17 protein-coding genes and 1 pseudogene are annotated in these 26,462 nt (G+C 31.2%); 7 read left to right on the top strand and 11 right to left on the bottom strand.

The genetic code is table 11. The features are described from left to right. Positions 1-34: 34 nt before the first annotated feature. Complete coding sequence (locus FIA58_RS06990; RefSeq protein WP_140961560.1) at positions 35-817, bottom strand: THC0290_0291 family protein; 783 nt, start codon at positions 815-817, stop codon at positions 35-37. 227 nt (positions 818-1,044) lie between these two features. Here FIA58_RS06990 and gdhA point away from each other — a divergent pair, with 227 nt between their 5' ends. The 4 genes from gdhA (at position 1,045) to FIA58_RS06970 (ending at position 11,471) form a co-directional block, all read left to right on the top strand. After that, positions 1,045-2,388 carry an NADP-specific glutamate dehydrogenase gene (gene gdhA, locus FIA58_RS06985; RefSeq protein ID WP_140961558.1) on the top strand — a complete coding sequence of 448 codons (1,344 nt, stop codon included), beginning with the start codon at positions 1,045-1,047 and terminating at the stop codon, positions 2,386-2,388. A 116-nt stretch (positions 2,389-2,504) separates the two neighbouring features. After that, positions 2,505-4,784, top strand: coding sequence for a type IX secretion system anionic LPS delivery protein PorZ (gene porZ, locus FIA58_RS06980; RefSeq protein WP_140961556.1), 2,280 nt, complete (start codon positions 2,505-2,507; stop codon positions 4,782-4,784). Then, on the top strand, positions 4,784-5,497 hold the full coding sequence (recO, locus tag FIA58_RS06975) for a DNA repair protein RecO (RefSeq protein ID WP_140961554.1): 714 nt from the start codon (positions 4,784-4,786) through the stop codon (positions 5,495-5,497). The genes porZ and recO overlap by 1 nt, the downstream gene beginning before the upstream one ends. A 337-nt stretch (positions 5,498-5,834) precedes the next feature. Next, positions 5,835-11,471: a GEVED domain-containing protein gene (locus FIA58_RS06970; protein WP_140961552.1), complete on the top strand. Its 5,637-nt coding sequence runs from the start codon at positions 5,835-5,837 to the stop codon at positions 11,469-11,471. Positions 11,472-11,576: 105 nt separating this feature from the next. Here FIA58_RS06970 and FIA58_RS06965 read toward each other — a convergent pair whose 3' ends face one another. Continuing rightward, a complete protein-coding gene (locus FIA58_RS06965) occupies positions 11,577-12,494 on the bottom strand; it encodes an NAD(P)/FAD-dependent oxidoreductase (RefSeq protein WP_140961550.1) in 918 nt (305 codons plus the stop codon). A 164-nt stretch (positions 12,495-12,658) separates the two neighbouring features. On the opposite strand from FIA58_RS06965, the gene FIA58_RS06960 reads away from it, so the two are divergent. After that, positions 12,659-13,030, top strand: a complete 372-nt coding sequence (locus FIA58_RS06960) for a Fur family transcriptional regulator (protein ID WP_140961548.1) — start codon at positions 12,659-12,661, stop codon at positions 13,028-13,030. A gap of 434 nt (positions 13,031-13,464) precedes the next feature. On the opposite strand, the gene FIA58_RS06955 is transcribed toward FIA58_RS06960, so the two are convergent. The 7 genes from FIA58_RS06955 to FIA58_RS06925 all read right to left on the bottom strand — a co-directional run bounded on the left by FIA58_RS06955 (position 13,465) and on the right by FIA58_RS06925 (position 21,113). After that, positions 13,465-14,988 (bottom strand): ArnT family glycosyltransferase, encoded by a 1,524-nt coding sequence (locus tag FIA58_RS06955; protein ID WP_140961546.1) that lies wholly within the window; start codon positions 14,986-14,988, stop codon positions 13,465-13,467. 224 nt (positions 14,989-15,212) lie between these two features. Beyond that, complete coding sequence (locus FIA58_RS06950) at positions 15,213-15,845, bottom strand: LysE family translocator (RefSeq protein ID WP_140961544.1); 633 nt, start codon at positions 15,843-15,845, stop codon at positions 15,213-15,215. A gap of 175 nt (positions 15,846-16,020) precedes the next feature. After that, a complete protein-coding gene (locus tag FIA58_RS06945) occupies positions 16,021-16,428 on the bottom strand; it encodes a hypothetical protein (protein ID WP_140961542.1) in 408 nt (135 codons plus the stop codon). Positions 16,429-16,694: 266 nt separating this feature from the next. Beyond that, positions 16,695-17,366 carry a hypothetical protein gene (locus tag FIA58_RS06940; protein WP_140961540.1) on the bottom strand — a complete coding sequence of 224 codons (672 nt, stop codon included), beginning with the start codon at positions 17,364-17,366 and terminating at the stop codon, positions 16,695-16,697. Positions 17,367-17,700: 334 nt separating this feature from the next. Beyond that, the gene (locus tag FIA58_RS06935; RefSeq protein WP_140961538.1) at positions 17,701-18,705 is read right to left on the bottom strand and encodes a hypothetical protein; all 1,005 of its coding nucleotides are present in this window, start codon (positions 18,703-18,705) and stop codon (positions 17,701-17,703) included. 641 nt (positions 18,706-19,346) lie between these two features. Continuing rightward, positions 19,347-20,114, bottom strand: a complete 768-nt coding sequence (locus tag FIA58_RS06930; protein WP_140961536.1) for a class I SAM-dependent methyltransferase — start codon at positions 20,112-20,114, stop codon at positions 19,347-19,349. A gap of 186 nt (positions 20,115-20,300) precedes the next feature. After that, on the bottom strand, positions 20,301-21,113 hold the full coding sequence (locus FIA58_RS06925) for a ChaN family lipoprotein (RefSeq protein WP_140961534.1): 813 nt from the start codon (positions 21,111-21,113) through the stop codon (positions 20,301-20,303). Positions 21,114-21,602: 489 nt separating this feature from the next. Here FIA58_RS06925 and FIA58_RS21430 point away from each other — a divergent pair. Continuing rightward, positions 21,603-21,728, top strand: a pseudogene (locus FIA58_RS21430) (hypothetical protein); the annotation flags it as partial. Positions 21,729-22,086: 358 nt separating this feature from the next. On the opposite strand, the gene FIA58_RS06915 reads toward FIA58_RS21430, so the two are convergent. Further along, positions 22,087-23,826 carry a S41 family peptidase gene (locus FIA58_RS06915; protein ID WP_140961532.1) on the bottom strand — a complete coding sequence of 580 codons (1,740 nt, stop codon included), beginning with the start codon at positions 23,824-23,826 and terminating at the stop codon, positions 22,087-22,089. Positions 23,827-24,188: 362 nt separating this feature from the next. Between FIA58_RS06915 and FIA58_RS06910 the strand changes: the two genes are divergently transcribed. Then, positions 24,189-25,160 carry an IS110 family RNA-guided transposase gene (locus FIA58_RS06910; RefSeq protein WP_140961530.1) on the top strand — a complete coding sequence of 324 codons (972 nt, stop codon included), beginning with the start codon at positions 24,189-24,191 and terminating at the stop codon, positions 25,158-25,160. Positions 25,161-25,277: 117 nt separating this feature from the next. Here FIA58_RS06910 and map read toward each other — a convergent pair whose 3' ends face one another. Continuing rightward, the gene (gene map, locus FIA58_RS06905; RefSeq protein WP_140961528.1) at positions 25,278-26,042 is read right to left on the bottom strand and encodes a type I methionyl aminopeptidase; all 765 of its coding nucleotides are present in this window, start codon (positions 26,040-26,042) and stop codon (positions 25,278-25,280) included. Positions 26,043-26,462: the final 420 nt, after the last annotated feature.

Below are 26,462 nucleotides of genomic sequence, written 5' to 3'. Positions count from 1 at the left end.
TTCAAGGCATTTTTATATATAGTATTATTCTTTATTAATCTAAGTAATAGATATAACCAAAATTTAACCAAAGATTCCAGTCATTAGCTTTATTTTCTTTATAAAGATCTGGGTTTTTTCTTAATCCATCAACCCAATCCGAAAAGTAATATTGCCATCTTAATTCCACAAATAAATCTGAAAGTTCAGTTAATTTATATCGAGTACCTACACTTGATACAACTGAAAAAGTGTTTCCTCCCTCTGAAGAATAACCATCTGGCAAATAATCTGGATATGTTGTTGCAAGTGTACCCAAAGGGCCAAGCTCAGAATAAGTATCATTTCTAAAAAAAGAAAAATGTGCTCCTAAGCCAACAAATGGAGCCCAAGCACCAGAACGACTTCCGGTAAATTCTCTAACACTCCATGGGTAATATTCTAATTGCATTCCAATGTCTGTTACTTTAGCTTCTCCTTTCATTGCTCTTAATTGTTGTCCAAGGAAAGAATTTTTTTCTGCGAATTCTCCAAAATGTTCTAATTTTGTACTGTTAAAGGATAATTCTGAGCGAAGTTTAAAGTGATCATTAAAATAGCTGTCAGGTGTGTAACAGTTACACTCTGCTCTGTAAGCAAAATTAAGGTAGTGAACTATACCAAGAGCAAATCCTGTATTTCCTTTGTTCGTATCAAAGTCATGTCTAACTCCAAAATCGGATTGAAAGGCAACACCACCAACAAAAGCTCCAATCTCGTGAGAAAATCCTAACTGTGAGTTTCCATAAAATGGTATAAAAACAGTTAAAAACAGTAGGTTTTTTATTATTTTAGGCATCTTTAAAGAATTACATTTATAGACAAATATATAAAAACTAAACTCAGGTAAAAATTTTTTTCTTTTTTTTAGATAAAATTTTCTTAAAAAGCACTTTCGAAAATGTTTTTTAAGAAAATTTAAATACTACATCATTTAATAAAATGTATATTTGCACCGCAGTTACGAAAACGTTTTCTTAAAATGAAAACGTAAACTAAATTTATTACAAATTAAACTCAAAAATCATGAAAGAAAGTGTATCATCTTTTATTGAAGCTGTAGCTAAAAGAAACCCAAACGAGCCTGAATTCATGCAGGCGGTTAAGGAAGTAGCAGAAACTGTTATTCCTTTTATTGATGAAAATAAAAAATACCAAGGCAAAATGCTTTTGGAAAGAATGGTTGAACCTGAAAGAGTTGTCATGTTTAGAATAGCTTGGATTGATGATGCAGGTAAAACACAAGTGAATAGAGGCTATAGAATTCAAATGAATTCTGCAATTGGTCCATATAAAGGAGGGTTACGTTTTCACCCATCAGTAAATTTAAGTATTTTAAAGTTTTTGGCTTTCGAACAGGTATTTAAAAACTCATTGACTACTTTGCCAATGGGTGGAGGAAAAGGGGGATCAGATTTCGATCCAAAAGGTAAGTCAGATATTGAAATCATGCGTTTTTGTCAAGCTTTCATGACAGAATTATCTAAGCATATAGGAGCTGATACAGATGTTCCTGCTGGAGATATAGGAGTAGGAGGAAGAGAAGTAGGATATATGTTTGGTCAATATAAAAGATTAAGAAACGAATTTACAGGGGTTTTAACAGGTAAAGGAATTTCATTTGGAGGATCATTAATTAGACCTGAGGCAACGGGATATGGTGATGTGTATTTTGCGCAAAGTATGTTAGCTACTAAAGGAGAAAGCTTTTCTGGTAAAACAGTTGTAGTTTCTGGTTCAGGAAATGTAGCTCAATATGCTATTGAAAAAGCAACTCAATTAGGAGGAAAGGTAGTTACTGCTTCTGACTCATCTGGTTATATTTATGATGAAGCAGGAATTGATGCAGATAAATTAGCTTACATAATGGAAATAAAAAATGTTAATTATGGTCGTATTAGCGATTATTTAACTAAATATCCAAATGCCAAATTTGTTGAAGGTAAACGTCCTTGGGAAGTAAAGTGTGATGTTGCTTTACCATGTGCAACTCAAAATGAGTTGAATGGTGAGGAAGCAAAAGCATTAGTAGCTAATGGTTGTATATGTGTGGCTGAAGGAGCAAACATGCCTTCAACTCCTGAAGCTATTGAGGTGTTCCATAATGCTAAGATATTATTTGCACCAGGTAAAGCTTCAAATGCAGGAGGAGTGGCTACATCTGGTTTAGAAATGTCTCAAAACTCACTGCGTTTGAGTTGGACAAGAGAAGAAGTAGATGAAAAATTAAAACATATAATGTCAGATATTCATGAATCATGTGTGAAATATGGTAAAGATGCTGAAGGATATATTGATTATGTGAAAGGTGCTAATATTGCGGGATTCGTAAAAGTTGCAGACGCAATGTTAGGACAAGGTGTTGTTTAATACTTTTTTTTAAAATAAAAAAAGGCTTACAATTTTTTGTGAGCCTTTTTTATTTGTAAAACTTATACCTAAAGTTTATATTCAGCGTTTATAGTATATTTGTAAAAATTATAATAATGAAATTTAAATTTTTTCTTTTTTTATTATTTATTAGTCAAATTATTGTTTCACAAGGCAACTTACTTTGGAAAGGTTATTTTTCTTATAATGAAATTATTGATGTGGAAACATCTACTACTTCAGTTTATGCTGCAACTGAAAATTGTGTTTTTTATAAGAGTACTAATCAACAAGATTTAGTGATTTTGAATTCAATAAATGGTTTTAAGCCTACTACCATTACTGCAATTCATTATTCTGAAAACTTTAAAAAAACAATTGCAGGGAATAAAGATGGTTTGCTTTTAATAGCAAATGATGATGGAAGTGTTTTTACTAAAGTAGATATTATAGAAGAAGTTCCTGTTGCTCCTAACAAAAAGAAAATTAATGATTTATATGAATATAATGGTAAATTGTATATAGCTACAGATTATGGAATCTCTGTTTTAGATCTTTCTACTTCAGAATTTGTTATTACTTATTTTATTGGAACTTCCGGAGAAGAAGTAGAGGTTCTTCAGACCACAGTATTGAACGATGAAATTTATGCTGTTACTAGGCAAAGCGGAATTAGAAAAGGAAGTTTAATAAACCCTTTTTTATATGATTATAGTCAATGGCAAACTTTTGATGCGGGTTATTGGTTAGGTATAGTTACCTTAAATAATCAAATTGTGGCTATGAACACGGATGGTAATACTTATCGGTTTAATGGCTTTTTTCAACCAATCTTAAATCAGAATCAGTTTGGTAAAAAAATTAAAACCAATGGTAATGAGCTAATTGTGACTACTCAAAATAATGTGTTTGTGTTAGATAATCAGTTTAATCAGTTGGTTCATATTACAAATATTCCAAATTTTGATGTTAATTTTTCGGCAGCTAATGTAGTGAATAATCAACTTTTTATTGGTACAGAAAAAAACGGACTTTTTTCAACTACTATCTCGAATCCTTTGGTTTTTGAAAATATTTCACCAGACGGACCATTTAGAAATAATGTTTTTAGAGTTAAAAAGGCACCTAATAAATTATGGGTTGTTTATGGATCCTATAGTGAAGATTATAGTCCTTATCCTTTAGATGAGTTGCCAATAAGTAATTTTTCTAGAAATAATGGTTGGGAAAATTTACTTTATGAGGATCTTTATGAAGCAAAATCAATTTGTGATATTGTAATTAATCCTAATAATTCAAATCAGATTTATGCTTCTTCCTATTTTTCTGGTTTATTAAAAATACAAGGGAATGATATTTCTCTTTTTGACAATACTAATACAGGTTCAAATGGACTAGAAGGAATTCCACCAGGCGGTGATTCTGATCTTTCAGTTAGAATTAATAGTCCAACTTTTGATAAAGATAATAATTTGTGGGTTACTAATGCTTTTGTAGAAAAAGCTATAAAGGTTTTAAGAACTAATGGACAATGGCAGTCGTATAGTTTAAATGGTATATCACCAACATTTATAGAAGGGAGATATGGTCCAATGGCCATCGATAAAAATAACACAAAATGGATTCCGGCCTTTAATGAAGGTATTATTGCTTTTAATGATCAATTAAATAATAAATTTATTGTAATAAATTTAGAAAATGGGAATCTTCCAAATCGCGTTGTTAATTGTGTGGCAATAGATAATAGAAATCAGCTTTGGGTTGGAACTGCTAAAGGCTTGAGGATCTTAAGTAGTGTAGATCGATTTATTTCTGAAAATGAATTGTCAACTACTGCAATAATAATTCAAGAAGGCGATTTAGCTCAAGAATTATTTTTCCAACAAAGTATACTCGATATTAAAGTAGACGGAGCCAATAGAAAATGGGTTTCTATTGCTGATGCAGGTGTTTTCTTAGTTTCTTCAAACGGTCAAGAAACAATCTATAGATTTACTAAAGACAATTCTCCTCTGCCAAGTAATACTGTTAATGATATTGAAATAGATGATTTAACTGGTGAAGTGTTTTTTGCTACAGATAAAGGATTAGTTTCTTTTTTAGGAATTTCAACTAAATCAAGTGATAATCTGGCAAATGTTTATGTGTATCCAAACCCTGTTAGGCCTGAGTTTTTTGGAACAGTAAAAATTGCAGGGCTTACTGATAAAGCAAATGTGAAAATTACAGATATTGAAGGTAATTTAGTTTTTGAAACAACTTCAGAAGGAGGTACAATAGAGTGGGATACATCTGCTTTTGGTAGTTACAAAGTAGCTTCTGGAGTCTATATGGTTTTTGTTGCTTCTCAAGATGGATTAGACTCAACAGTAAAAAAAATAATGATTGTTAGGTAATGTTAGTAAAAACAAAAGCAATTGTAATTTCTACATTAAAATATAATGAGAAAAGTCTAATTGTTAAATGCTTGACCAGAGTAAATGGGATTCAAACTTATTTTATACATAATGCTTTTACAGGGAAAAATAATAAGCAGAAAAAAGTTTTTTTTCAACCCTTAAATCAAATAGAGATTGAGGCTTATCATAATAATAAGAATAATTTACAACGAATAAAGGAGGTTAAAATATATTATCCTTATCATAGTATATATCTTGATATTATTAAATCGTCTATAGTGCTTTTTTTATCTGAAATACTTCACAATATCATTAAAGAAGAAGGTAAAGACGAACAGTTATTTGATTATTTAGAGAGTGCTTTACAATGGTTCGATACTCAAGAAGAAATGTTTAATTTCCATTTAGTTTTGTTATTACAACTTACTAAATACCTTGGTTTTTACCCTCAAGAAAACCTATCTGATAAAAAATATTTTAATATTAGTGAAGGTGTTTTTTCTGAGACTCAATCATTAAACTCCTTAACGATTGAAGAATCTGAGCTTTTAAAAAGATTATTGAGGCTTAAATTTGAAGATAATCAAAAAGTTTTTTCAGTAATCCAAAGACAACAATTGTTAAAAATTGTATTAGATTATTATAAGTATAATATTGAACGTTTTAAGACTCCTTCTTCTCTTCAAGTTTTAAAAGAAGTCTTCAATTAAGATGTAGAATTTTAACTTACTCTATAGTTTTCTTAATAAAGGACAATCTTCTGAGCAATATTGACTTTGCATTGAAAACCTCCCATCAAACAATATTTTATAATGAAATTATTCATATTTAGAATAGCGGATTAATATTGTTAATTTAATAGAAGATTGTTTATAATTTTAGTGTTAAAAAAAGGATAACAGTGTTTTTTTTGTCGTTATAATGCATTTTTTTACGATAAAATAAATATATATGTTAATTTTTTATTTATATTTGAGGCTTATATTATTGATGATTAAGTAATTATAAAATCATCAATAAGTCAACAACCAACTAAACTACTAATACATGAAAAAAACTACTACACTACGTATGTTGTGTGTCGTTATTTATTTTACTTTTTTCTTTAGTAAAATACACGCACAATATTGTACACCTTCTTTTAACAATCCTTCCCAATTATACATCAATAGGGTACAATTAAACACCTTAGATCACAGTCAAACTTATGTAAGTGCGACCAATAGTTATTCAGATTTGACTGCTTTAACACCGACAGATTTGACTATGGGTCAATCTTATACGTTAACCATTCATGCTACAAAAGCAAATTCTGGACATAGACCTGGATTTGGGATTTGGATTGATTTTAATGATGATAATGATTTTGATGACGCAAACGAGCAGGTTGCCCTGTTATCAGATAATGTTAGTTCTCCTAGAACAGTTACGATTACTATTCCATCAAATGTTACCACAGGTAATAAACGGATGCGAATTAATATGGTTAATTATTATGTTCCTACAGTTTGTAAAATTGATGCAACCAACTACGGAGAGACCGAGGATTATACTATCAATGTAGTGAATTCACCAACTCCTATAGTAAATAATGATGATTTAAATGTTGTTAAAAACAGTGGTTCTGGTTTTAATAATCAGATAAATGTGAGTTTAAATGATAATATAGGAACTTCATTTGGTTCAGATGGAGACGACTATTCAATTACTTCATCTACTCTAATAACTGCAAATGGAGGATCTGTAATAGAGATGTCAGATGGAATTTTCCAATATGTACCAGCTACTGATTTTATAGGGACTGATAGTTTTAATTATACGCTATGTGATGCAGGTGCTAATTGTCTTACTGGTACAGTTTCCATTAATGTAACATTAGGTGCTTGCATTCCTTCTAGTAATTCAGCAAATTCAAGATTCATTACAAATGTTTCGCTTACCGGACAAACAACATCAATTAATAATGCATCTGGAAATGAGGGCGGTTATGCTAATTTTACCAATTTACCAGCTGCAGATTTGTATTTGTCAGGCAACTATCCGTTATCGATTACGATAGGAAGTAATACAACTACTTTAACAAGTGCAAATCATAGATCGGGTTGGGCAGCTTTTATTGATTTTAATCAAGATGGAATTTTCGATACTGATACTGAAAAAGTATACGAAACAAATGGAACTGGAGGTGAAGAAGCAACTTTCCCTTTTCCAATTAGAAATATAACAATTCCTGCAAATGCACTTTCTGGAAATACAATAATGAGAGTGGGTTCTCGCTTGTATTTTTCCTCAGGGAATCCTTGCGGAAATACAGGTAATCAACCAGAGGAGTTTGAAGATTATAAAGTGTCAATTGCAATAGACCCATCTTCTAATCAAGATATTAAAATCTTAGGAAACAATATTTCACTGGTAAATAATGGCACGGTTACATCTTTACTAAATAATACTAATTTTAGTTTAGCGGATGTAAGTTCGGGAAGCATTTCCAAACAATTTCAAATAAGAAATAATGGAGGTCAAGATTTACAATTGGGGAGTCTTCCTATAAGTTTAGTTCCAGGTTCCAGTAGTTCTTTTTCCATACTTTCTCAACCTGCTGCAAATACGATAATACCTTCTGGAGGAAGTTTTACTTTTGTAATAGGTTTTGACCCTGCAGCGATAGGGAATTATAGTGCTAGTGTAGTAATAAATAGTAATGATCCAGACGAACCCACATTTACTTTTGATATTACTGGAGAAGGGGTAAGTTTTTATCCAGATACAGATGGTGATGGAATAACAAATAATATTGACATTGATGATGATAATGATGGGATAAGAGATAGTATAGAACAATTATCGTGTTTAGAAAATAGCCTTTCAAATACTGTTGATGTGGTTTTTTTAAATGAAAATTTTGGTTCTGGAACGGAACGAACAAGAATTAATGGTGTCAATTTTGGAGTCACTACTACTTATTGTTATGAAGACGGTACTACTGCAAGAGCTTTAGATGAATGTAATAATATTGTTGATTTAGATGATGGGAAATATACGGTTCATTATTCGGTATCTAATAGGGATGGAGTAACTGATATTTCTACAACAGGACCAGATTTAGCTAATTGGGCAGAAGCGGCTTGGTATAATGGAGAAGATCATACTCCAGGAGATGCAAATGGAAGAATGGCTATTTTTAACGCTTCTTATACTCCTGGTATTTTTTATGAATATGAAGTGAGGGGAATTGTAGCCAATGCACCTATAGAATCGTCATTTGCTGTAATTAATTTAGATAGAGCTTCTGGTAGAATTTTACCAGAACTAACGGTACAGTTTCTGTCTTTAGATAGGCAAACCATTCTTTATTCTTATGATACAGGAGTTATTACACGATGTGATAGTACGGATCCATTAGATAACTGTACTGAATCAGTTTGGAGAGTAATAACGCAGAGTATCACCTTTCCAGAAACCGATTTTGTAATACAACTTATCAATAAAGCAACTGGAGGTTTAGGAAATGATTTAGCTATTGATGATATTAAAATTACACAAAAATTATGTGATAGAGATGGAGACGGAGTGGCTGATTTATTTGATTTAGATAATGATAATGATGGTATTTTAAATATAAGAGAAGTAACCTTATTGAATTATGATACAGATTATGACGGAACTACTTTTGGAACAGGTTGGGTAGATGCTAATGGGAATGGCATGCATGATGCATTAGAAAATAGTGTACCATTGGATAGTGATGAAGATGGCGTTTATGATTTTCTAGATTTAGACTCTGATAATGATGGTGTTTTTGATGTCTTAGAAAATGACGGATACGGAGATCTAGATGTAAATGGAGATGGTCTTGGAGATGGATCTGATGCAAACATTGAAGGAATATTAAATGATGGTCTTGATAATGATGGAATATTAAATCTAATTGATACTAATGATGATGATGAAAACGAAAATGATTTTGGAACTAATTCCTATGCAGATCCCATAGATTCAGATAATGATGGTATTCCTGATTATTTGGATGCTTATAATGATGTTACTGGGCAGTATGATATTACTACTACTATTTTTACAGACTTAGACACAAATAATGATGGAATTATAGATGGAAGTACAGACAATGATTTTGATGGTCTTTTATTTGATTTTGACACCAATGATGCTCAATTTGGCTCGCCAAGAGATTTAAGTGATAAATATGATTTATATTTTGATGGTAGAAATGACTACGTAGAAGAAGATGCTGATATCATCTTAGGGTTACAACAAGCTACTTTAATGAGCTGGATAAAAATAGATGATACAATGGTAGGTAATGGAGTAGTTGTTGGTCAAGAAAATTTTTACTTACAGATTACAGCAACAAAACAATTCGGTGTTGTACTCAATGGATCAAATATAAGCTTAACTGGTGGTAGTAATATTTTAAGTACAAACAAATGGGTTCATATTGCAGCAGTTTTTGATGGATTAAATTCAGAAGTAAAACTATATGTAAATGGCGAACTTAAAAACACTGTTGCTGCTCCAGGAGTAATCAATAATAACTCCAATACAATATTCAGAATAGGAAGTTTACCAACAGTAACTAACGGCAATTATTTTAAAGGACAACTAGATGAAGTTAGAGTTTTTAATGTAGCGCTTACTGAAAATCAACTTCAAAAAATGGTGTATCAAGAATTAGACAATTCTAATTTTAGTAGAGGTGCTGTTATTCCGATTGATATTTCAGGTTTATCGTCTTCCAGTTTACTTCGTTATTATAGAATGGATTCCTATAAAGATGACATTTTAGATAATTTAGTTACACCAGAAATTGATGAAGTAAGTGGAGCAAAAATATATAATGTTAAACATATTTTTCAGCAAACAGCACCATTACCTTATGAAACATCAGCCGATGGGAATTGGTCAAATGAAAACATTTGGAAGTACTCAGAAGTTTGGAATACTGACCTAAGTAATAGTAGTTGTGCTATTGTTCATATAAAAAACAATGTGTTGATTAACTCAAATATAAAAGGTTTAGGGTTAATTGTTGATAATGGAACTACTTTAAAAACGTTAAGCGATATAGAAGTTAATAATTCATGGTACCTTAAACTAGATGGTAAATTAGATTTACAAAATGAATCACAATTAGTGCAAACTTCAGAAAGTATTCTAGATGTTACAAGTGAAGGAAGTCTAGAAAGAGATCAACAGGGGACAGCTGATAATTTTACGTATAATTATTTTTCATCTCCTGTAATGCCTGTTAATACAAGTATTAATAATGGAACTTATACTATTCAAGAAGTATTAAGAGATGGAACAAACCCTAATGAACCTACTACCATTACTTTTCAACCTTTGTATACAGCAGCTGATGGAGTTCCAACAAGTCCAATAACGTTAAGTACATATTGGATGTGGAAATTCACTAACCTACCAGGATTATATGCAAACTGGATTCATGTAAGACATAATGGGAACTTGAATTCAGGCGAAGGTTTTACCATGAAAGGACCTAATACAGGAGACATTTTAGACGAACAAAACTATGTATTTGAAGGAAAACCAAATAACGGAGATATTGATTTACCCATAACAGCTAATAATATTTATTTGGTAGGTAATCCATATCCTTCTGCTTTAAGTGCCAAGCAATTTATTCTAGACAATCCAGATATAACAGGAACACTTAAATTTTGGGAACATTGGGGTGGAGGAAGCCATATCTTAGAAGAATATCAAGGAGGATATGCATTATTTAATTTATCAGGAGCAGTTGTAAATGCTTCTTATGGAGTTAATGATCCTTTAGTTGGAACAGGAGGAACGCCCACAAAACTACCTAGACTTTGTATTCCTGTCGCACAAGGTTTCTTTGTTGAAGCCATTAATGATGGAATGGTACACTTTAATAATGGACAAAGAGAGTTTGTAACAGAAGCTTCTGGAAATTCAATTTTTGTTAGAAACGGTTCGAATACAATTGTTGCTAATCAAAGCTCTTCGGATGAAAGAATGAAAATTAGATTAGGATACAATTCCTCAGGAGGAATCCATAGACAATTATTAGTTACTGTTGATGAAAATACTACATTTGATTATGATAACCGATATGATGGTAAAAATATCGATACACTATTTGATGATTTAAATTGGAGAATTGATCAAGAAAATTACATTATACAAGGAGTTCCGTCGATAGACCCTAGTGTTGTTTTACCATTAGAAGTTAAAACAAGAGATACAGGTATCGCTACTTTTTCTATTGAAGATTTGGAGAACATTCCAAATGATAAAGAAATTTATTTAAAAGATAATTTACTTGGTATAATTCACGATATAAAAGCTAGTAATTATACAACAACAGTTAATACAGGAATAGATGATAATAGATTTGAACTGGTGTTTCAAAATACTAGTTTGTCAAATGATAGTTTTTTAATAGAAGGAATTTCTTTATTCTTTAATATAGAAAGTCAATTGCTTCAAATTAATAATTCGGACAACAAACTACTTGAAAAGATAAAATTATTCAATGTGATTGGACAAGAGGTGTTTCAGAAAGAATTAAATTCGAATGAAAATTCGATTAAAATTCCAATACATGTAGCAAAAGGAGTGTATATTATTAATTTGAAAGCAAAAGAAAGAACAATAATTAAGAAAATCATAATTCAATAAGTAAAGAACTACTAGTATGACTTATTAGAATGTAAAAAAAGCCTAGACAAATTTATAATTAATTTTGATAATAATGAGCTCGATATTATATCGAGCTCATTTTGTTTAAATTTGATTTAATTCTTCGTTCAGTAGTTCCATATTGATGAAAGCTCCTGCCTTAGTTCCTGATGATGATGCCAATGAAACCGTTCTGAATGGAGATGTATTGTCACCTGCGCAAAAGACACCATCTATATTTGTTTTCTGGGAGAAATCGACTGTAATGTGACCTTGTTCTGTAGTTTGGCAACCCATAGTAATAGGGATTTCGCAATGTTGTTTAAATGGAACCCTCGAAAATATTGCATCCAATACTATTTTTGTACCATCTATAAAAGATAAACTCTCTAAAATTCCATTTTTATGAATGAGTTCTTCAATTTCTTTTTCAATAATCTCAATTTTGAGCTTTTTAATTAGATTAAGTTGTTCAATAGTTAACTCTGATTTCCCGTTTGTAAATAGAGTTAATTTATCAGACCAATGTTGAATTAGTTTACAAAGATCGAATGCAGTTTCCCCATTAGCAATTATTCCTAAATTTTGTTTTGCAACTTCATAACCATGGCAATAAGGACAATGTAAAACGCTAATTCCCCAACATTCTGCAAATCCTTTTAAGTTTGGCATTATGTCATTAACTCCTGTGGTGAAAAGAATTTTTTTTGCCTTTACCTCTTGTTTTAATTGAGTGACAATCTTGAATCTATTTAAGATTTTAGAAACTGAAATTACAGAGTCATCTATGAATTTAACGGTTGGATACTCTAAAACTTGTGCTTTGGCTTTTTCAAAAATTGCTCTAGGTGTAGCTCCATCTTGGGTAATAAAATTATGTGAATGAGGTGTCTGCAGATTACAAGGTTTACCACTATCAATAATTAAAACTGACCTTAATGATCTGCCTAATGTCATTGCGGCCGATAAGCCTGCATAACTGCCACCAACAATTACTGCGTCAAATTCTTTTTTGTTTTCCATTGTTTTAAAAGTTTAAAGGAATTCATAAAAACCAGGTTAAGCCAAATAAGAAGAAGCAAAAGACAGTTTTTATTGAAGTTCACTTTGAATGATTTGTCATTGTAATATTTGTCAAAGATATAAAATATTTGTATTATTGCAACATTATCGCAATAACAAAAAACATGAATAGAAGAAAAACAAAATCAAAAAGAGATGTTTTAGAAGCTTTAAAATCTAAAGGTTCAGCAATGAGTCATGAAATGCTAGAAGCTGTAGTAGAGGATTATAATAGGGCAACAATTTATAGAATATTAAATAGGTTTAGAGAAGAGGGAATTGTTCATCGTATTGTTGGTGTAAATGGGAAACAGTATTTTGCTATTTGCACGAATTGTGAGAAAGAAAATCACAATCACAATCATATTCATTTTCAGTGTAATACCTGTGAGAAGGTGGAATGTTTGAATGAAGAGCTTCAAATTAATCTTCCAAAAGGTTACGTTCTTGAAGGGTTTAATGGACTTGTTTCAGGTTTATGTAGTAATTGTAGCTGAATTTGTTTAAATCTATTCATTACATTTCTAGCTAAGAATTATAGATATAAACCAAAATTAATTTAAGAATAAATATTACAAAAGCGTTTTGAGTCTTCTCAAAAAATTCCAAACACAAGCCAAACTTAGCAATTGCTACAAATGGCGATTCCGTTATGCAGTATATTTTTCCCATTCGGGATTTTTAATTTCTAACTGATGAGGTATCTCTCCAAATTTTGCTTCAATCGCTTTTTTTGGTAATATATAAGTGATATATTGGTTAATTGCCATTGGATTTTCTTAAATTTTTTCCACTAGTTTGTATAAGACAAATTACTTATTTTAAGCAACTAATTTAGTAAATACAAACCGAACAGAAAATCCTTTCGGATTTTCGTAAGTGATTTACACTAACAATTAAATTTATATGGTGTACAACAACCATTGAGGTGTTAGTGGTTGTTTTTTACTTCATTAATTTCGTTTCGTATCCTTTTGTTAATGTCAACTTTTGTACCACTAAAAGCAAATATCATTGTCTTGAATTCTCTAGCGTATTTATTTGTAATTGAATCTGCCAAAATACTAGATTTAAAATAGGGACTAGTTTCTTTTAATTCATTATCTCTCTCATGGTAGTTTTTAACCCTTATAAGATTGATATATTGTTTTTCAAGATTAAACCAGTTAATATAATCGGCATTAAAAGAAACTGCTTTTATTCCTTCTTTAGTATAATAATTTATTGCTCCAGCTTGTCCATAATTATCACAAAGTATAAGGGTTGGGCTCGAGTTAGGTACCTTGATATAAATGGAATCAACTTTTCTTGCTAGTTCTTTCCATCCAAGCATATCTGCATAATCTTGAGGTAGCAAATGGTCTTTACCATCTTCCCAACGAAGTAGTCCCAATTCTTTATATTTACTAGAATGCTCAATTATATATTCCGGACTTTTATTTGGAAACGCAAAATTTAAAATTGGAATAAAAATTAATATGGGAATTGCGATAGCTATAGGTTGTAAATATTTTTTCCATCCATTCCTTAAAACATTAGCAAGAAAAACAGACCCAAATGAAATGTAAATAGGATAAAGTCCTATAGCATAGTAGTCTTTAGCCTTGAAAAAAATAAAAACAATAAGGGTGAAAAAAAATGCCCAAAAGAATGTCTTGTATTTTTTAAAAGGTTTGTAGAATAGTAGAGCATATAAAGCTGAAATAATCACGAATAAAGAACCTATGAAAAACAGTAATTGTGATTTTAAAAAGCCAAGTCTGTCAACATTTACTAATTGTGTTTCTGCTAATTCATTTAAATGATGAATAATAGGGAAATCATTATTGTACTGCCACAGAAGGTTAGGTGTAATGAGAAATAAGCCTAAGAGTGCAGCAAAGTATAATTTCTTTTGACCGAAAACCTTGCGTTGTTCACTTAGCAAAATTGCAGGTATCAGTCCTATAAGTAAAAAAACGATATTGTACTTGTTCAGAAACCCAAAACCAAATACAAACGCTGCAACAAAAAGCCATTTTAATTTCTCAGAGTTGAAATATTTTATAACTATGAAATAAAAAAGAGTCCAGCTTAAAACATCAAAAGAATTTGGCTGATAAAGAGTATTAAGTCTTAAAAGAGCAGAAAACAAAACACAAGTTGCCCCTAAAACTAATGCGAATAGATTGCCTTTTAGTTCTTCTATTGCTTTCCAAACAATAAGAATAGTTAAAGCACCAAACAATGATGGAAAGAACTTAATCCAAAAAACTGAATTTCCTAAAAGGTAAATAATCTTCGAAATCCAGGAAGTTAATGGTGGAACAGATAAGTATCCCCAAGCCAAATGGCGTCCTAAGTCAAGATGAAGATATTCGTCTCGTTGTAAATCGTATTCAGAGCTTATTAAATTATATTGAAGTAGAAACTTTAAAATTATAAACCCAAATAATATTAATGTTTTTTTTGTCATTAAATTCTGTGTATTTGTAGAATTACCGTTAACAATTAGTATAAGAATAGTAAGAGATTAAAAATGCATTTATTTTCAGTTTAGTATGTAGCCAAATTTACAATTTTACCCTTAATTTTCTTGTAACCGTCAAATTGTAAATTTAACAGACTTTGTTAATATACACTAGCTTTGGGCTTGGTACTTAACCCTTATTGTTTTTATACATTATTGTGCAACGGATTTTATTTCGCTTTTGCCAAAGCCATTTTTACAGCAAGTCCAGTTAATACCGAAGCCATAAACCACTTCTGTATTCTTAACCAAATTGGCTTTTTGGAGAACCAAGTTGCTATTCTAGCAGCAGATATAACAATCAAAAAATTAATTGAAAAACTTATTATTATTTGTATGATTCCGAGTTGAAAACTTTGACTTAAAATTGAGCCATATTCAGGTTTAATAAATTGAGGGAAAAATGAAAGATAAAATACTGCCATTTTTGGATTCAGGACATTAGTCAGAAGTCCAATATTGAAGAGTTTAAAAGGTTTGTCTGATTTGAGATTTTGGTCAGAGTCAGAAATTTTGTTTTTTGATTTAACAGAATTATAGGCTAAGTATAATAAGTATCCAACTCCAAGAAATTTAACCACAACAAAGATATAAGGGACAGCAAAAAATATTGCAGTAAGTCCAAAAGACACCATAAGTATATGAAATAAAAAGCCACACATTACTCCTAAAAGAGATATTATTCCAGCTTTTTTTCCTTGTGATAAAGACCTTGAGATTAAATAAATCATATTCGGACCAGGAGAAATCACCATAATTAATGCAGCAAATCCAAATAGTAGTAAATCGTTAATTGGTATCATATTTCTGTTTTAGTTCTTAGTTTTTGACTGTCTTGTCCATAACGTTATTGTCTATGGTTAGTTACATGTTTAAGCCACTAATTTAGCAAATACAAACCGAATAGAAAATATATTAGAATTTTCGTAAGTTGATTTACATTAGCAATTAATTTTATGCGATGTTGGTATTTTGTTTTTATAGATTATATATATTAAAATGCCAGTCTACCAAATAATCAATCGTAGAATCATAATTTTCAAATTGCTCTATACATTGAGATACACCTCTTTCTGAACATCTAAATTCATATGTAGACTCTTTTGTTTTCTCAACCCAGCAACATTCTAAATCTGGATTCTTGATATGATATGCATAAGATTTCTCGATAAAATTATAGCTTTTTAAAAAAAACCTGAATTCATCCTTTGATAATTTTACATAGCGTTTCACAACATTTGATGGAATAAATTCAGCTTTGAAACCTGGGGTTAATTTATTGATGATTTCGACATTGTGTGATATTAAGATTTCGGCTTGTTTTTTTGGGGTTATTGATGGAAATCCAATTGCATTATGAATTTTGTATATTTCTTCCGCGTTCATAATTTATTTAGTTTTAGAAAGGGTGTAGTTTTTATTATAAATAATTAATTTTTTTAATTCACTAAAAAAATAATTGTGTCAATCTTATGAATTTAAATGAATACCAAAGTTTATGTGTAAAAGTTGCGTGTTTGTTATATGCTTTTACTATGTTCTTTCCAGTTTCAAAACGTATCTAGTTGAAGAATGCAATCAAGGAGTCTTTTTTCGAGCGTATTTTTACTTACCTTTTCATTCTATTTTTGTTTTCCAAGTCTTGTTTGAATTTAGTTTTTTTCCGAGTCGGTTATATCTGTTTTAATCATTACTTTAAGAAAACTGTCTCTAGTTTTAAATTCATTAGCTGTATACTCTACTTTCAAGAATTTTTGAGATTCGGTTTCTGAATGTCTTGGTTTTATCTTTTTTTTAATGGAGTCAGCAGAGTTAATATGTAAGCAAGATCCTTCTCCGTAGGTCAACTCTACAACTCCTCCTACTTCTGTACCATAATCTAATCCGGCAAAATAGGTTGCTTTTAAATCCCCTAAAGCAACTAAATAAGAGCCGTCAAATGCATTATGAAGTACTTTAGAGACATGAATGTTTTTATCTATGAATACTAGTTTATGATATTCTCCTGTGAAATATTCACAAGTTAGATTACCCATTATAATAGTGCTTCCTCCCTCATCAAACCCTAATGCGTTGTTATTGCTACAATCTAACCATTTGGTAGTTACATTTCCAATGATCAAGGTATGATAACTAGAAAACGTTAGACTTTCTTGTGTGTCTATATCTCCTATGAAAACTTGAAATTCATTTTCTTCCTCTTTTGGATTCGATTCATTAATGAGATAAATATAATCATTAATTGAAGGTAACTGATTTAGATAATCAAGGAACTTTTTCCTTGATACAGTTACAAAGGTGTTTTTCTTAATATCATATTGCATAGAGAAGGGTTTTAAGTTGATGTACTATTTACTGTAGCCTAGCGTACCAATTAAATCTAAAAGTATACACAAAACTAAATATTTATAAAAAAATCACTACACTAATGTGTGCTTGTCATTACTTCATGTAGGCTTTTATTTATTTACTTATATTTTTCTGAAGAATTTTAATTATTGGTTCGTGGTTTCTGATAATGTTGCACAATGTTTAAGCATATGATTAGTACCGTGTTTAAGCATCTAATTTAGTAAATAAAAACTGAATAGAAAATCCGCAGGATTTTCCGAGTAGGCTAGAACCAAGTAATTATTTTTAAACAGTGTTGGCAGTTCGTTATTTTGTCTTATCTGTCCATTCAATGAACTTTTTAAACTGTTCATTCCAATGAGATTTTTGCCCAACATCTGTTTTTAATTTATAAGAATGGTCGCAACTAATACAAACTTCAAAAGTCAAATTCTCTTTCCTCTTTTCTATGAATTTAATTGGAAGTAAATAAGCTGTTTCAATAGGTGTACTTTCATCTTCAGTCCCGAAAAGGGCATATATTGGGATATTTAGTTGCGTTAAATAATCAAGAGGTGCTTTTTCATAAGAAGACCAACGTTTGTTGGTAAATCCAATATGGTCGATTTCGGTTGAGTTGGGATTTTTTACAACTGACTTATACCATTCTATAATTCCCATTATATTTTGATGAGCTTCTTCGTCAGAGATTAAGCCTTTTAAGGATTCAATTCTATTGAAGAGAGCAAATTCATAGAAGTTGTTTAGAACATTTCCTGACCAAAATCCTAAATGTGTTATTTTTTTATTTATTGTTGCTAGAGCTGCTCCAATTGCCGCACCCTCTGAATGACCATAAACAATAATTTTTTTAGGATTGTTAAGGTGCTTCTCTATGATATGGTTAATTGATACATCTATCTGTTTTATTCTGTACTCAAGGTAGTTTTTTTCGTAATAGCTTTTTGGAATAATAATCTCACCGTCTTTATAAAGTCCTTCCATTCCAGGCTTTGGAATAATAGCGTATGTATAAGTAGAATCTAAACTTTTATAATCATTTCCAAACCAGCGGTAATACGTGATTTTTCCTTTATCTACTTTATATGAAAAAATTGGATTTGCATCTGTACCTTGGATAAAGACCACCAAGTTGCTTGGTTTAGTTTTAGTATTCTTTAAATAATAAGTTATCGTGTCGTTATTTACAATAATTTGCTCTTGAATAAAGCTATATTTTTCAAGGGCATTATTAATAGTTGGGATATCATTTATTTGAGCTAAAGAAATATAGGAAATGAAAGTGAATAAAGTTGCGAAGAATGTTTTCATTGATTTGATTTTCAACCATTTGACGCTTTTATAGCTAAAATGGTATTGATTCTCGTCATAATGACTGCCAATGTGTTGTAACTACACTTCACAATAATGTTAACAGATTAGCGAACCATTACAAATATAGACAAACTTTGGAAAAATCCGAAAGATTTTCCAGACAAAACCAACCAAGCATTGAGTGTAGGTGCTGTTATGATTTGCTTCTTTTTAAATCAACTGCGTCAATTCGGCACGAATTGGGCGCAAAGTGATTTAAAAATCTATGCGTAAAATTTTTCAACTTTTCAATTTTCAGAAGTTCGTATTCTTCACGTTACGTTTTTAGACAAAGTTTGGTTTTTCAAGTCTCGTTTATTCTCAATGTTCAAAATTCGACGTTTCGTTTGCCGACAAAATTCGGAAGAAAAAACAGCCAGAATTTGGATTTAAAAAATAAAAAAAGTATGTAGTTTCTGTTGTGCTAAACTAAGAAAGTAGAGTAAAGGCTTTTGTTTTTTTGCTTTTCGTAATACAAGTTTTAATCTTACTGCGCAAGTTCGGAAGTAATAAGCTATAACGTCTGGTGCTAGGAAAAGTAGGGATTTTCTCGGACATAATTGTTGCCCTATTTCTTTAGCGCATGTTATAGGTTGGTTTTAATTGTTTCTTTGAATGTATTTAATCCAGTTGCCAAAGTTGATGGTTCTCACTGTTGTTTCATCCTCGAAAAATGGCGTAAGTTCATTATCCAACCATAATTCAATTCTTCTATAATTGTCTCCATTACTGATTGCTTCGGTAATATTACTTTGCGTTGTGAAATACAGAATTAAATCTGCCTTCGTAAAGCTGATTGGGTTCTTAAAAGATTCCTCTTTTAAGAGTGAGAAGTTTTTACTACTTAAATTATCCGAACTCCAATTATAGTTATCGTTTCTTTTTGGAGAAGGAAAGTTTTTCAGATAGATATCAGGAAACCATCGTTCAAATTCAGGAACATCTACCATATAGGAAATGAAATAGTTGTCATAAATAATGAGAAAGGATTTACTCTTCAAAAGACGATTGGCTTCGTTTAAAAAGGCATCGATTTTGAACCAGTGAATTCCAGAACAAACTGTGATTAGGTTAAACTCATCATCGTTAAATGGCTGATTTTCGGCAGGAGAAATCGAATAATTGATTTGGTCTTTGGATGAAGCATTATTCAACATTTCTATAGATAAGTCTGTTCCGTAAACAGATCTTGCGATATGCAACAATACCTTTGTGGACAAGCCCGTTCCGCAAGCAACGTCTAATGCTTTGTCTATTTTAGAATCAATTTTAAGGAATGTCTTTACCTTTTCAATGGTGTTGTTATGAAAGCTCGGACGACCTTTAGAGTATCTTTCAGCGACATTTTTTAGATTGAAATAATTCATTTATTGTAATTATTGTTGTCCTAGGTACTTGTATATGAAGATCTCGTTTATAAATAGTTGTGGATTTTATATCCTAACTTTTCAGTTTAGCATTAACCTTTATTTTATGTCTATTGTTTCATTTTTTGCTTTCACCCCAATTGTGTACCATCATTGTGAAACAGTTATTACTGTTGGCAACTGTATTTAGTATTCGTAAAATTCTTTTATAGTGAAATTCAATTCTTCTTCTTTAGGCTTAATTAAAGAATTCAGATAATACCTGTGAAAATAACCATTCAATACAATTATTTTCTTGCCATGATATTCTTTAACAAAGTGCAAAATATTTTTAGACATTGTGTGGTTTCTTAAGTCCCAAAATTCTGAAGCCCTTTTGAAACCTTCAAAAAAACTAATGCTATCACCATCACTTTTAACGTAATATGTGTCAGCGAAAATTGGATATTCAGACATAATACCCAAAAACTCTTTATAATGATATTTTTGCCGAATTTCAGCAATTTTATCTGTTTCAAGATTATTAAAGGCTTGGGCACCTAAATAGGCAAATGAATTAAGATTATCATTTACTTCAAGAAAGTTTTGATAGACTCTATTGTTCAACGAGTTCATCTGATTATTTTTGTAAAGACTGTCCAATAATTTTAACGCTTTACTATCTGTTGGTCGAGACCCAATTTTTATCCTGTATTCGTTTCTTCCTGTAAATTCGTATGGTCTTACATCCACATCAAAGTTGTTCATATACTTTACGGTGGCAATATTCTCATTACTATTCCAAGTTTTCTTAAAGTCAAAATTTTTGGTAAAGAACGAAGAGTCCACTTCGAAAAGTATTAAGTCTGGCTTAATTTTAACCAAGATGTTGTAAAGGCTATCAGGTGTAAAATTTTGGACAGGCTGATGAACAGTTCCAAGAAGCACCAATTCAGTTCTTTTGGTTGTACAACTGCAAAAAAGCAAGCCAATAAAAATAAATTCTAAAATTTTTTTCATTCGAATAGGTTTTTAACTTGCATACGTTCGGCTGCTTGTGGCAGTTGCGTAAATTTATAACAAAAGATTACAAGTACAAAACTCCTCGTGGAATTTTCGGAGAGAATTCCGAAGTAGCCCGAGCCTAGCAATTGCTACAAACTGCTGTGCTTGTTACACAACTCCATCAAAGATAACAAAAAGTCAATATTTAAAAGAGTACTTTTTTTAGTAAATTTAGTCATGCAAGGAAGAAAAGAACTCAACCCCAAAATGCTCTATCAAGTTTATTTGACCGACTTGATTCCGGAGTATAATTTTTACCGAATACTTGATAAAGCGATTGATTTTCGGTTTCTATATAAATCCACTAAGAAGTATTATGGACAAGAAGGACAGGAGAATATTGATCCTGTTGTCTTCTTCAAAATATGCTTAGTAGTCTATTTGAATAACATTAATTCTGATAGAAAACTCATCGAGTATTGATCCAACTGTTTAGATGTTCGTTTATTTATTCGCTACGACATTGATGAAGTTTTACCTTGGCATAGTGCTATTTCAAGAACTAGACAACTCTATGGAGAAGAAGTCTTCATGGAGCTGTTTAAAAAAGTATTGTCTTTATGTTGTTAACTTTCTGAATATGAAGAAAGTTAACTCAAGAGGCATTAAACAAGCCAATAAACACGTACTCATGGCATCAATGACCTATAATTTAAAGAAATACATGGGGTTCATTGTGAAAAAAACCAAAAGTAATAGCGCAAGTTTTATATGTACAACAAGGAAAAGTACACATTTTTCTAAAAACACAATTTTATGAGTTAAAAACAGCTTTTTTAAGCCTATCAATTTTTGTAAATTGTCCTTTAGTCAAAAAAGAAACCTCGTTTAAATCACTTTAAATGAGGTTACTATTTTTATTTATTTAGAAAATTTAGCTTTTTGGAGAGGTTGTGCAACAGTCACCCGTGTTGGCAGTAGTGTCTTTTTATTCAATTGCTTTTAGAATAATCTCAAACGGAATATCTTTTTGATTCAATATATCAGTATCAGTATAGTGAATTATCTCATCTATTTTAACCCCTACTTTTTGCGTGAGTGTATTATCTGGGTAGAACAAGGCATTGGCAGTAAAGCCAAAGGAATATCCACCCGGCAGGGTAAGATACTTCATGTCACCATCCGCACCTGCCGTCTGTTCACCAATTGTGATGGCTTGTGGAAATACATGCTGAAAATTCATAGTATTCCATTCGCTCATACTTTGCGTTGCGGGGTCAACAATGATAAAGACTTTCCCGTTGTAGCTGTGCGTGGTTTTGTCTGTAATATCTGGGAAATACTCAATTGTAGCACTTTTGTATACATAGGTATAGGTTCCTATATTATTTAGGTTTTGCTGGTAATATTTCCCAAACCAATTTTCTTTGGGTGAAAAATAATCATACACATAGTTAAAGGCAAATCCACCCCAATCAGGATATGCCCGCATATCAAAAACAATCGCTTTTTTAGCAGCCGCCTCTTCAAAGACCTTATCCATAGTAGCATCTATTTCATCATCTTCAACATCATCTATGAAAGAAAGGGTTTGATCTATTCTGAAATAGGCAATATCATCATGTTCCAACTTGCGAGCCGCTTTCTTATTCAACTTTTGTTGGTAGTATTCGTTGATTTGTATGGCTTGTTTTTTATTGGTAGGATCTATTAATGCGAGCTTTATGGTTGTTTCATTTCTATCCGGGTATTTCTGAATTTGTAAACTTTTAGTTTGCAAATCATCTGTCCAGATTAAGTTGTTGATATAGTCCGATAAATAGTACAATAATTTGTTTTTATTAGAAGTGGAAAGCAGTGTCGATTTCTCTCTGATCATATCTTTCACAGAAATATCATTAATTGACATAATCCTGTCACCTACAGCAATACCGGCTTCTTTACATACGTCTGGAGTGATTAGGTTTGTCACAAGAATATGGTCTTCAAACACGTGATAATCAAAAGGAGCATAATAATTTTTATGGTAGATTTCTTTTTGGTAATGCAATTTTTTGTAAAAACCAAAGGCATGGGTGTCCTCAAAAAGAGCGGCAGTTTTTGCCAAAATGGTTTCAAATTCTTTTCTGGATTCGCAGGTTATGGACTGTTGAATTAATTTTTTGAGTTCATCATTTGCATTTTCGGGCATTAAATATTTATATGGATACAGATAGTCGATGGTACCTATCATTTTTGCCATAGCGAGCAACCGATATGCTAAGGGTATTTGCGTTTCTACACCAAAATCGTAGGGTTTTTCATGTGGAATGATATACTTATAGACGGTTTGCGAAACATCGTAGTAATGTTCCCCCGTAAAGCGATGGGTGTAAATTTTGTTCAGGAGTTTGCGATATTTGCGTGTAATGTCTGGATTCTCCCGATACCAACTAAAATCCTGATTTATGCGTAAAACATCAGTTTCTTCATTGGGTTTTGATTTTGTCGTGAATTGATTATTCAAGTTTTTGGTAAGTAACTCAATGGATTCATTGATATCTAGGTACTGAGATTGATTGATGCTTTCCAGAAAAAGACTATCTGTATCGATTTTACCACTCGCTAAATCGGGGTGATAAAATTTCAGAAAGTTCCAAACTTTAATATAATCGTATGGAGATTTTTCTTGAGCAGAAATCTGGTAGCTAATAAATAATGTAATTAATAATGCAAGGCTTTTTTTCATTTGATTTTTATTTCATTACTGCCAACGTTTATGTATAAGATTAGTGGCGTGTTTAAGTACCTAATTTAGCAAATAATTACTAGATAGAAAATCCGCGAGGATTTTCGTAAGTAGGCGAGAACTAGCCATTAATTTTATACATCTTAAGTTAGCATTTTAATTAAATAACTAAATTACATATTATTAATCAGAAAGAATAAAAGAGAGAATTAAGGTTACTATATACGGTGAAGTGTTGACTTCGACAACATTGATAATCCTCTCTCTTTTCTACTAAAAATCGCGTTCAGTTCTGTGAGACTTAGATCTCGTTTTCAAGTTGTTGTGAGTTAAGTAGATTATTCTTTCATAAATTATTTCTAATGAATAAATATAATGAAACTTTTGGAATTGACATTAGTAAAGATGTTTTTGATTGTTATGGTAGTGTTCAAGGACATCTACAATTTAAGAATGAAGCTACTGGATTCAAAAAGTTTCTAGAAATTCTATCAAAAGATAGTTTAGTAGTTATGGAAGCTACAGGTTATTATCATTACCGATTTGCACAGTTTTTATACAAACAAAATGTGATTGTTTCAGTAGTAAATCCCTTGTCAGTAAAACGATTTATCCAGATGAAATTAGTAAAGGTAAAAACCGATAAGAGCGATGCAAAAGCAATCTGTAATTACGGTATGATACATGAGGTTCCACTGTATAATGCACTTACCGATGTTCAAAGTGAATGCCTACAACTGTTTCGATTACTAGATAGTTTTATCAAAAAAAGAACAGCAACTAAAAACAAATTACATGGAGAAGAAGTCTTGGGAACTCCATCTAAATGGGTGTATCGTTCTTTAAATAGAAACAAAAAACATCTTGATAAAGAGATATTAGGCATTGAGCAAAAGTTGCTTAGTTTGATAAAACAAGATCAACAAAATCAATTGACACTATTACAGAGTATCCCAAGGATAGGTTTGAAAACAGCTTTGTTCTTAATTATCGTAACCGATGGATTTAAGAAATTTGAAACAGCATCACAATTATGCAGCTATGTTGGAATCACACCAACCATAAGAGAATCAGGGAGTAGTGTTAAGGGTCACAGTCGGATTAGCAAAGTAGGAAACAGAAAATTACGAAATCTTGTTTTTTTATGTTCCTTCAATGCTTGTAAGCACAATAAGGCTTGTAAAGCAATTTACGAACGAATAGTAAACAAAGGTAAGAGTAAAAAGCTAGCATTAATAGCAGTTTCAAACAAACTCTTCAAACAATCCTTTGCCATTGCAAAATCAGGAAATCCTTATGATGAAACTTTTGTTTCTGTATTAGGATCAAATTAAATTATAAGCAAAAAAGAAGAAATAAGGCTTCAATAATAATGTAAGCCTAGACGAATAGTGTGAAAAATTACTCTAAAAAAGTTTGTTTTTTATCTCAGTTCTTTGTTGTAGCCAGTTTTAATTCCATATTCCATTTGATTCCGTTAAAATCACAGGTTTGTTGTCAGTAATCAATATTGTTTGTTCGTGTTGAGTTACATATCCACCTTTATTTCCAACTAAAGTCCAACCGTCATTTAATTCTACCGCAACAGTTGATTTTGTAGAGATAAAAGTCTCAATAGCTACTGTCGTATTTTTTTTAAATCTTTCTCTATTTGTTCTAACTCGATAATTTAAAATATTTTCAGGTTCTTCGTGCAAACTTCTTCCAACTCCGTGACCAGCTAAATTTTTAATCACTTTGAATCCAGATTTTTTTGCTTCAGTTTCTATTAAGTGTCCAATGTCGGCTATTTTCACTCCACCTTTAATATTATTAATTGCTTTATGTAAAATGTTTTTAGATGCATCTACGAGAGGTTGATGATTATGAATGTCTTTTCCAAGAACAAAAGAACCACCATTATCAGACCAAAATCCATTTAACTCAGCTGAAACATCAATATTTATCAAATCACCTTCTTTAAGTATTTTATTCTTAGATGGAATTCCGTGAGCAGCTTCTTCATTTACACTTATACAAGCATAACCAGGAAAGTCATAAGTTTCATAAGGAGCTGATTTAGCTCCATAACTTTTTAAAATTTCTCCTCCATATTCGTCCAATTCTTTAGTGGACATACCAACTTTCGCATATTCTCTCATCAATTTTAGTGTAGTTCCAACAACTTCACTAACTTTTTTCATTCCGATTAATTCTGATTCTTTTGTTATCGACATCCTGTTTTGTTTTAATTGGCTACAACGTTTCGCAGCTACAAGAAGTTGCGTACTTCATTCACTGTCAATTACAAATGTAACAAAAACTTTGATTCAACAATTGCCAATTCTGATAAATCCCAAGCCTAGCAATTTCTTGTAACTGCTGTGCATGTTGCACAACTCCATCAAAGATAACAAAAAGGCAACATTTAAAAGAGTACTTTTTTTGTAAATTTAGTCAGGCAAGGAAGAAATGAACTCAACCCCAAAATGCTCTATCAAGTTCATTTGACCGACTTGATTCCAGAGCATAATTTTTACCGAATACTTGATAAAGCGATTGATTTTCGGTTTCTATATAAATCCACTAAGAAGTATTATGGACAAGAAGGACAGGAGAGTATTGATCCTGTTGTCTTCTTCAAAATATGCTTAGTA

It is taken from the genome of Flavobacterium jejuense (assembly GCF_006491595.2).
Taxonomy (GTDB): Bacteria; Bacteroidota; Bacteroidia; order Flavobacteriales; family Flavobacteriaceae; genus Flavobacterium; species Flavobacterium jejuense.
The sequence above is the reverse complement of the archived record's forward strand: the minus strand, read 5'-3'. Positions and strand labels throughout refer to the sequence as shown.

Coding starts and splice junctions, on each gene's coding strand:
- FIA58_RS06990 (WP_140961560.1), bottom strand. CDS start 817: ATGCCTAAAATAATAAAAAACCTACTGTTTTTAACTGTTTTTATACCA.
- gdhA (WP_140961558.1), top strand. CDS start 1,045: ATGAAAGAAAGTGTATCATCTTTTATTGAAGCTGTAGCTAAAAGAAAC.
- porZ (WP_140961556.1), top strand. CDS start 2,505: ATGAAATTTAAATTTTTTCTTTTTTTATTATTTATTAGTCAAATTATT.
- recO (WP_140961554.1), top strand. CDS start 4,784: ATGTTAGTAAAAACAAAAGCAATTGTAATTTCTACATTAAAATATAAT.
- FIA58_RS06970 (WP_140961552.1), top strand. CDS start 5,835: ATGAAAAAAACTACTACACTACGTATGTTGTGTGTCGTTATTTATTTT.
- FIA58_RS06965 (WP_140961550.1), bottom strand. CDS start 12,494: ATGGAAAACAAAAAAGAATTTGACGCAGTAATTGTTGGTGGCAGTTAT.
- FIA58_RS06960 (WP_140961548.1), top strand. CDS start 12,659: ATGAATAGAAGAAAAACAAAATCAAAAAGAGATGTTTTAGAAGCTTTA.
- FIA58_RS06955 (WP_140961546.1), bottom strand. CDS start 14,988: ATGACAAAAAAAACATTAATATTATTTGGGTTTATAATTTTAAAGTTT.
- FIA58_RS06950 (WP_140961544.1), bottom strand. CDS start 15,845: ATGATACCAATTAACGATTTACTACTATTTGGATTTGCTGCATTAATT.
- FIA58_RS06945 (WP_140961542.1), bottom strand. CDS start 16,428: ATGAACGCGGAAGAAATATACAAAATTCATAATGCAATTGGATTTCCA.
- FIA58_RS06940 (WP_140961540.1), bottom strand. CDS start 17,366: ATGCAATATGATATTAAGAAAAACACCTTTGTAACTGTATCAAGGAAA.
- FIA58_RS06935 (WP_140961538.1), bottom strand. CDS start 18,705: ATGAAAACATTCTTCGCAACTTTATTCACTTTCATTTCCTATATTTCT.
- FIA58_RS06930 (WP_140961536.1), bottom strand. CDS start 20,114: ATGAATTATTTCAATCTAAAAAATGTCGCTGAAAGATACTCTAAAGGT.
- FIA58_RS06925 (WP_140961534.1), bottom strand. CDS start 21,113: ATGAAAAAAATTTTAGAATTTATTTTTATTGGCTTGCTTTTTTGCAGT.
- FIA58_RS06915 (WP_140961532.1), bottom strand. CDS start 23,826: ATGAAAAAAAGCCTTGCATTATTAATTACATTATTTATTAGCTACCAG.
- FIA58_RS06910 (WP_140961530.1), top strand. CDS start 24,189: ATGAATAAATATAATGAAACTTTTGGAATTGACATTAGTAAAGATGTT.
- map (WP_140961528.1), bottom strand. CDS start 26,042: ATGTCGATAACAAAAGAATCAGAATTAATCGGAATGAAAAAAGTTAGT.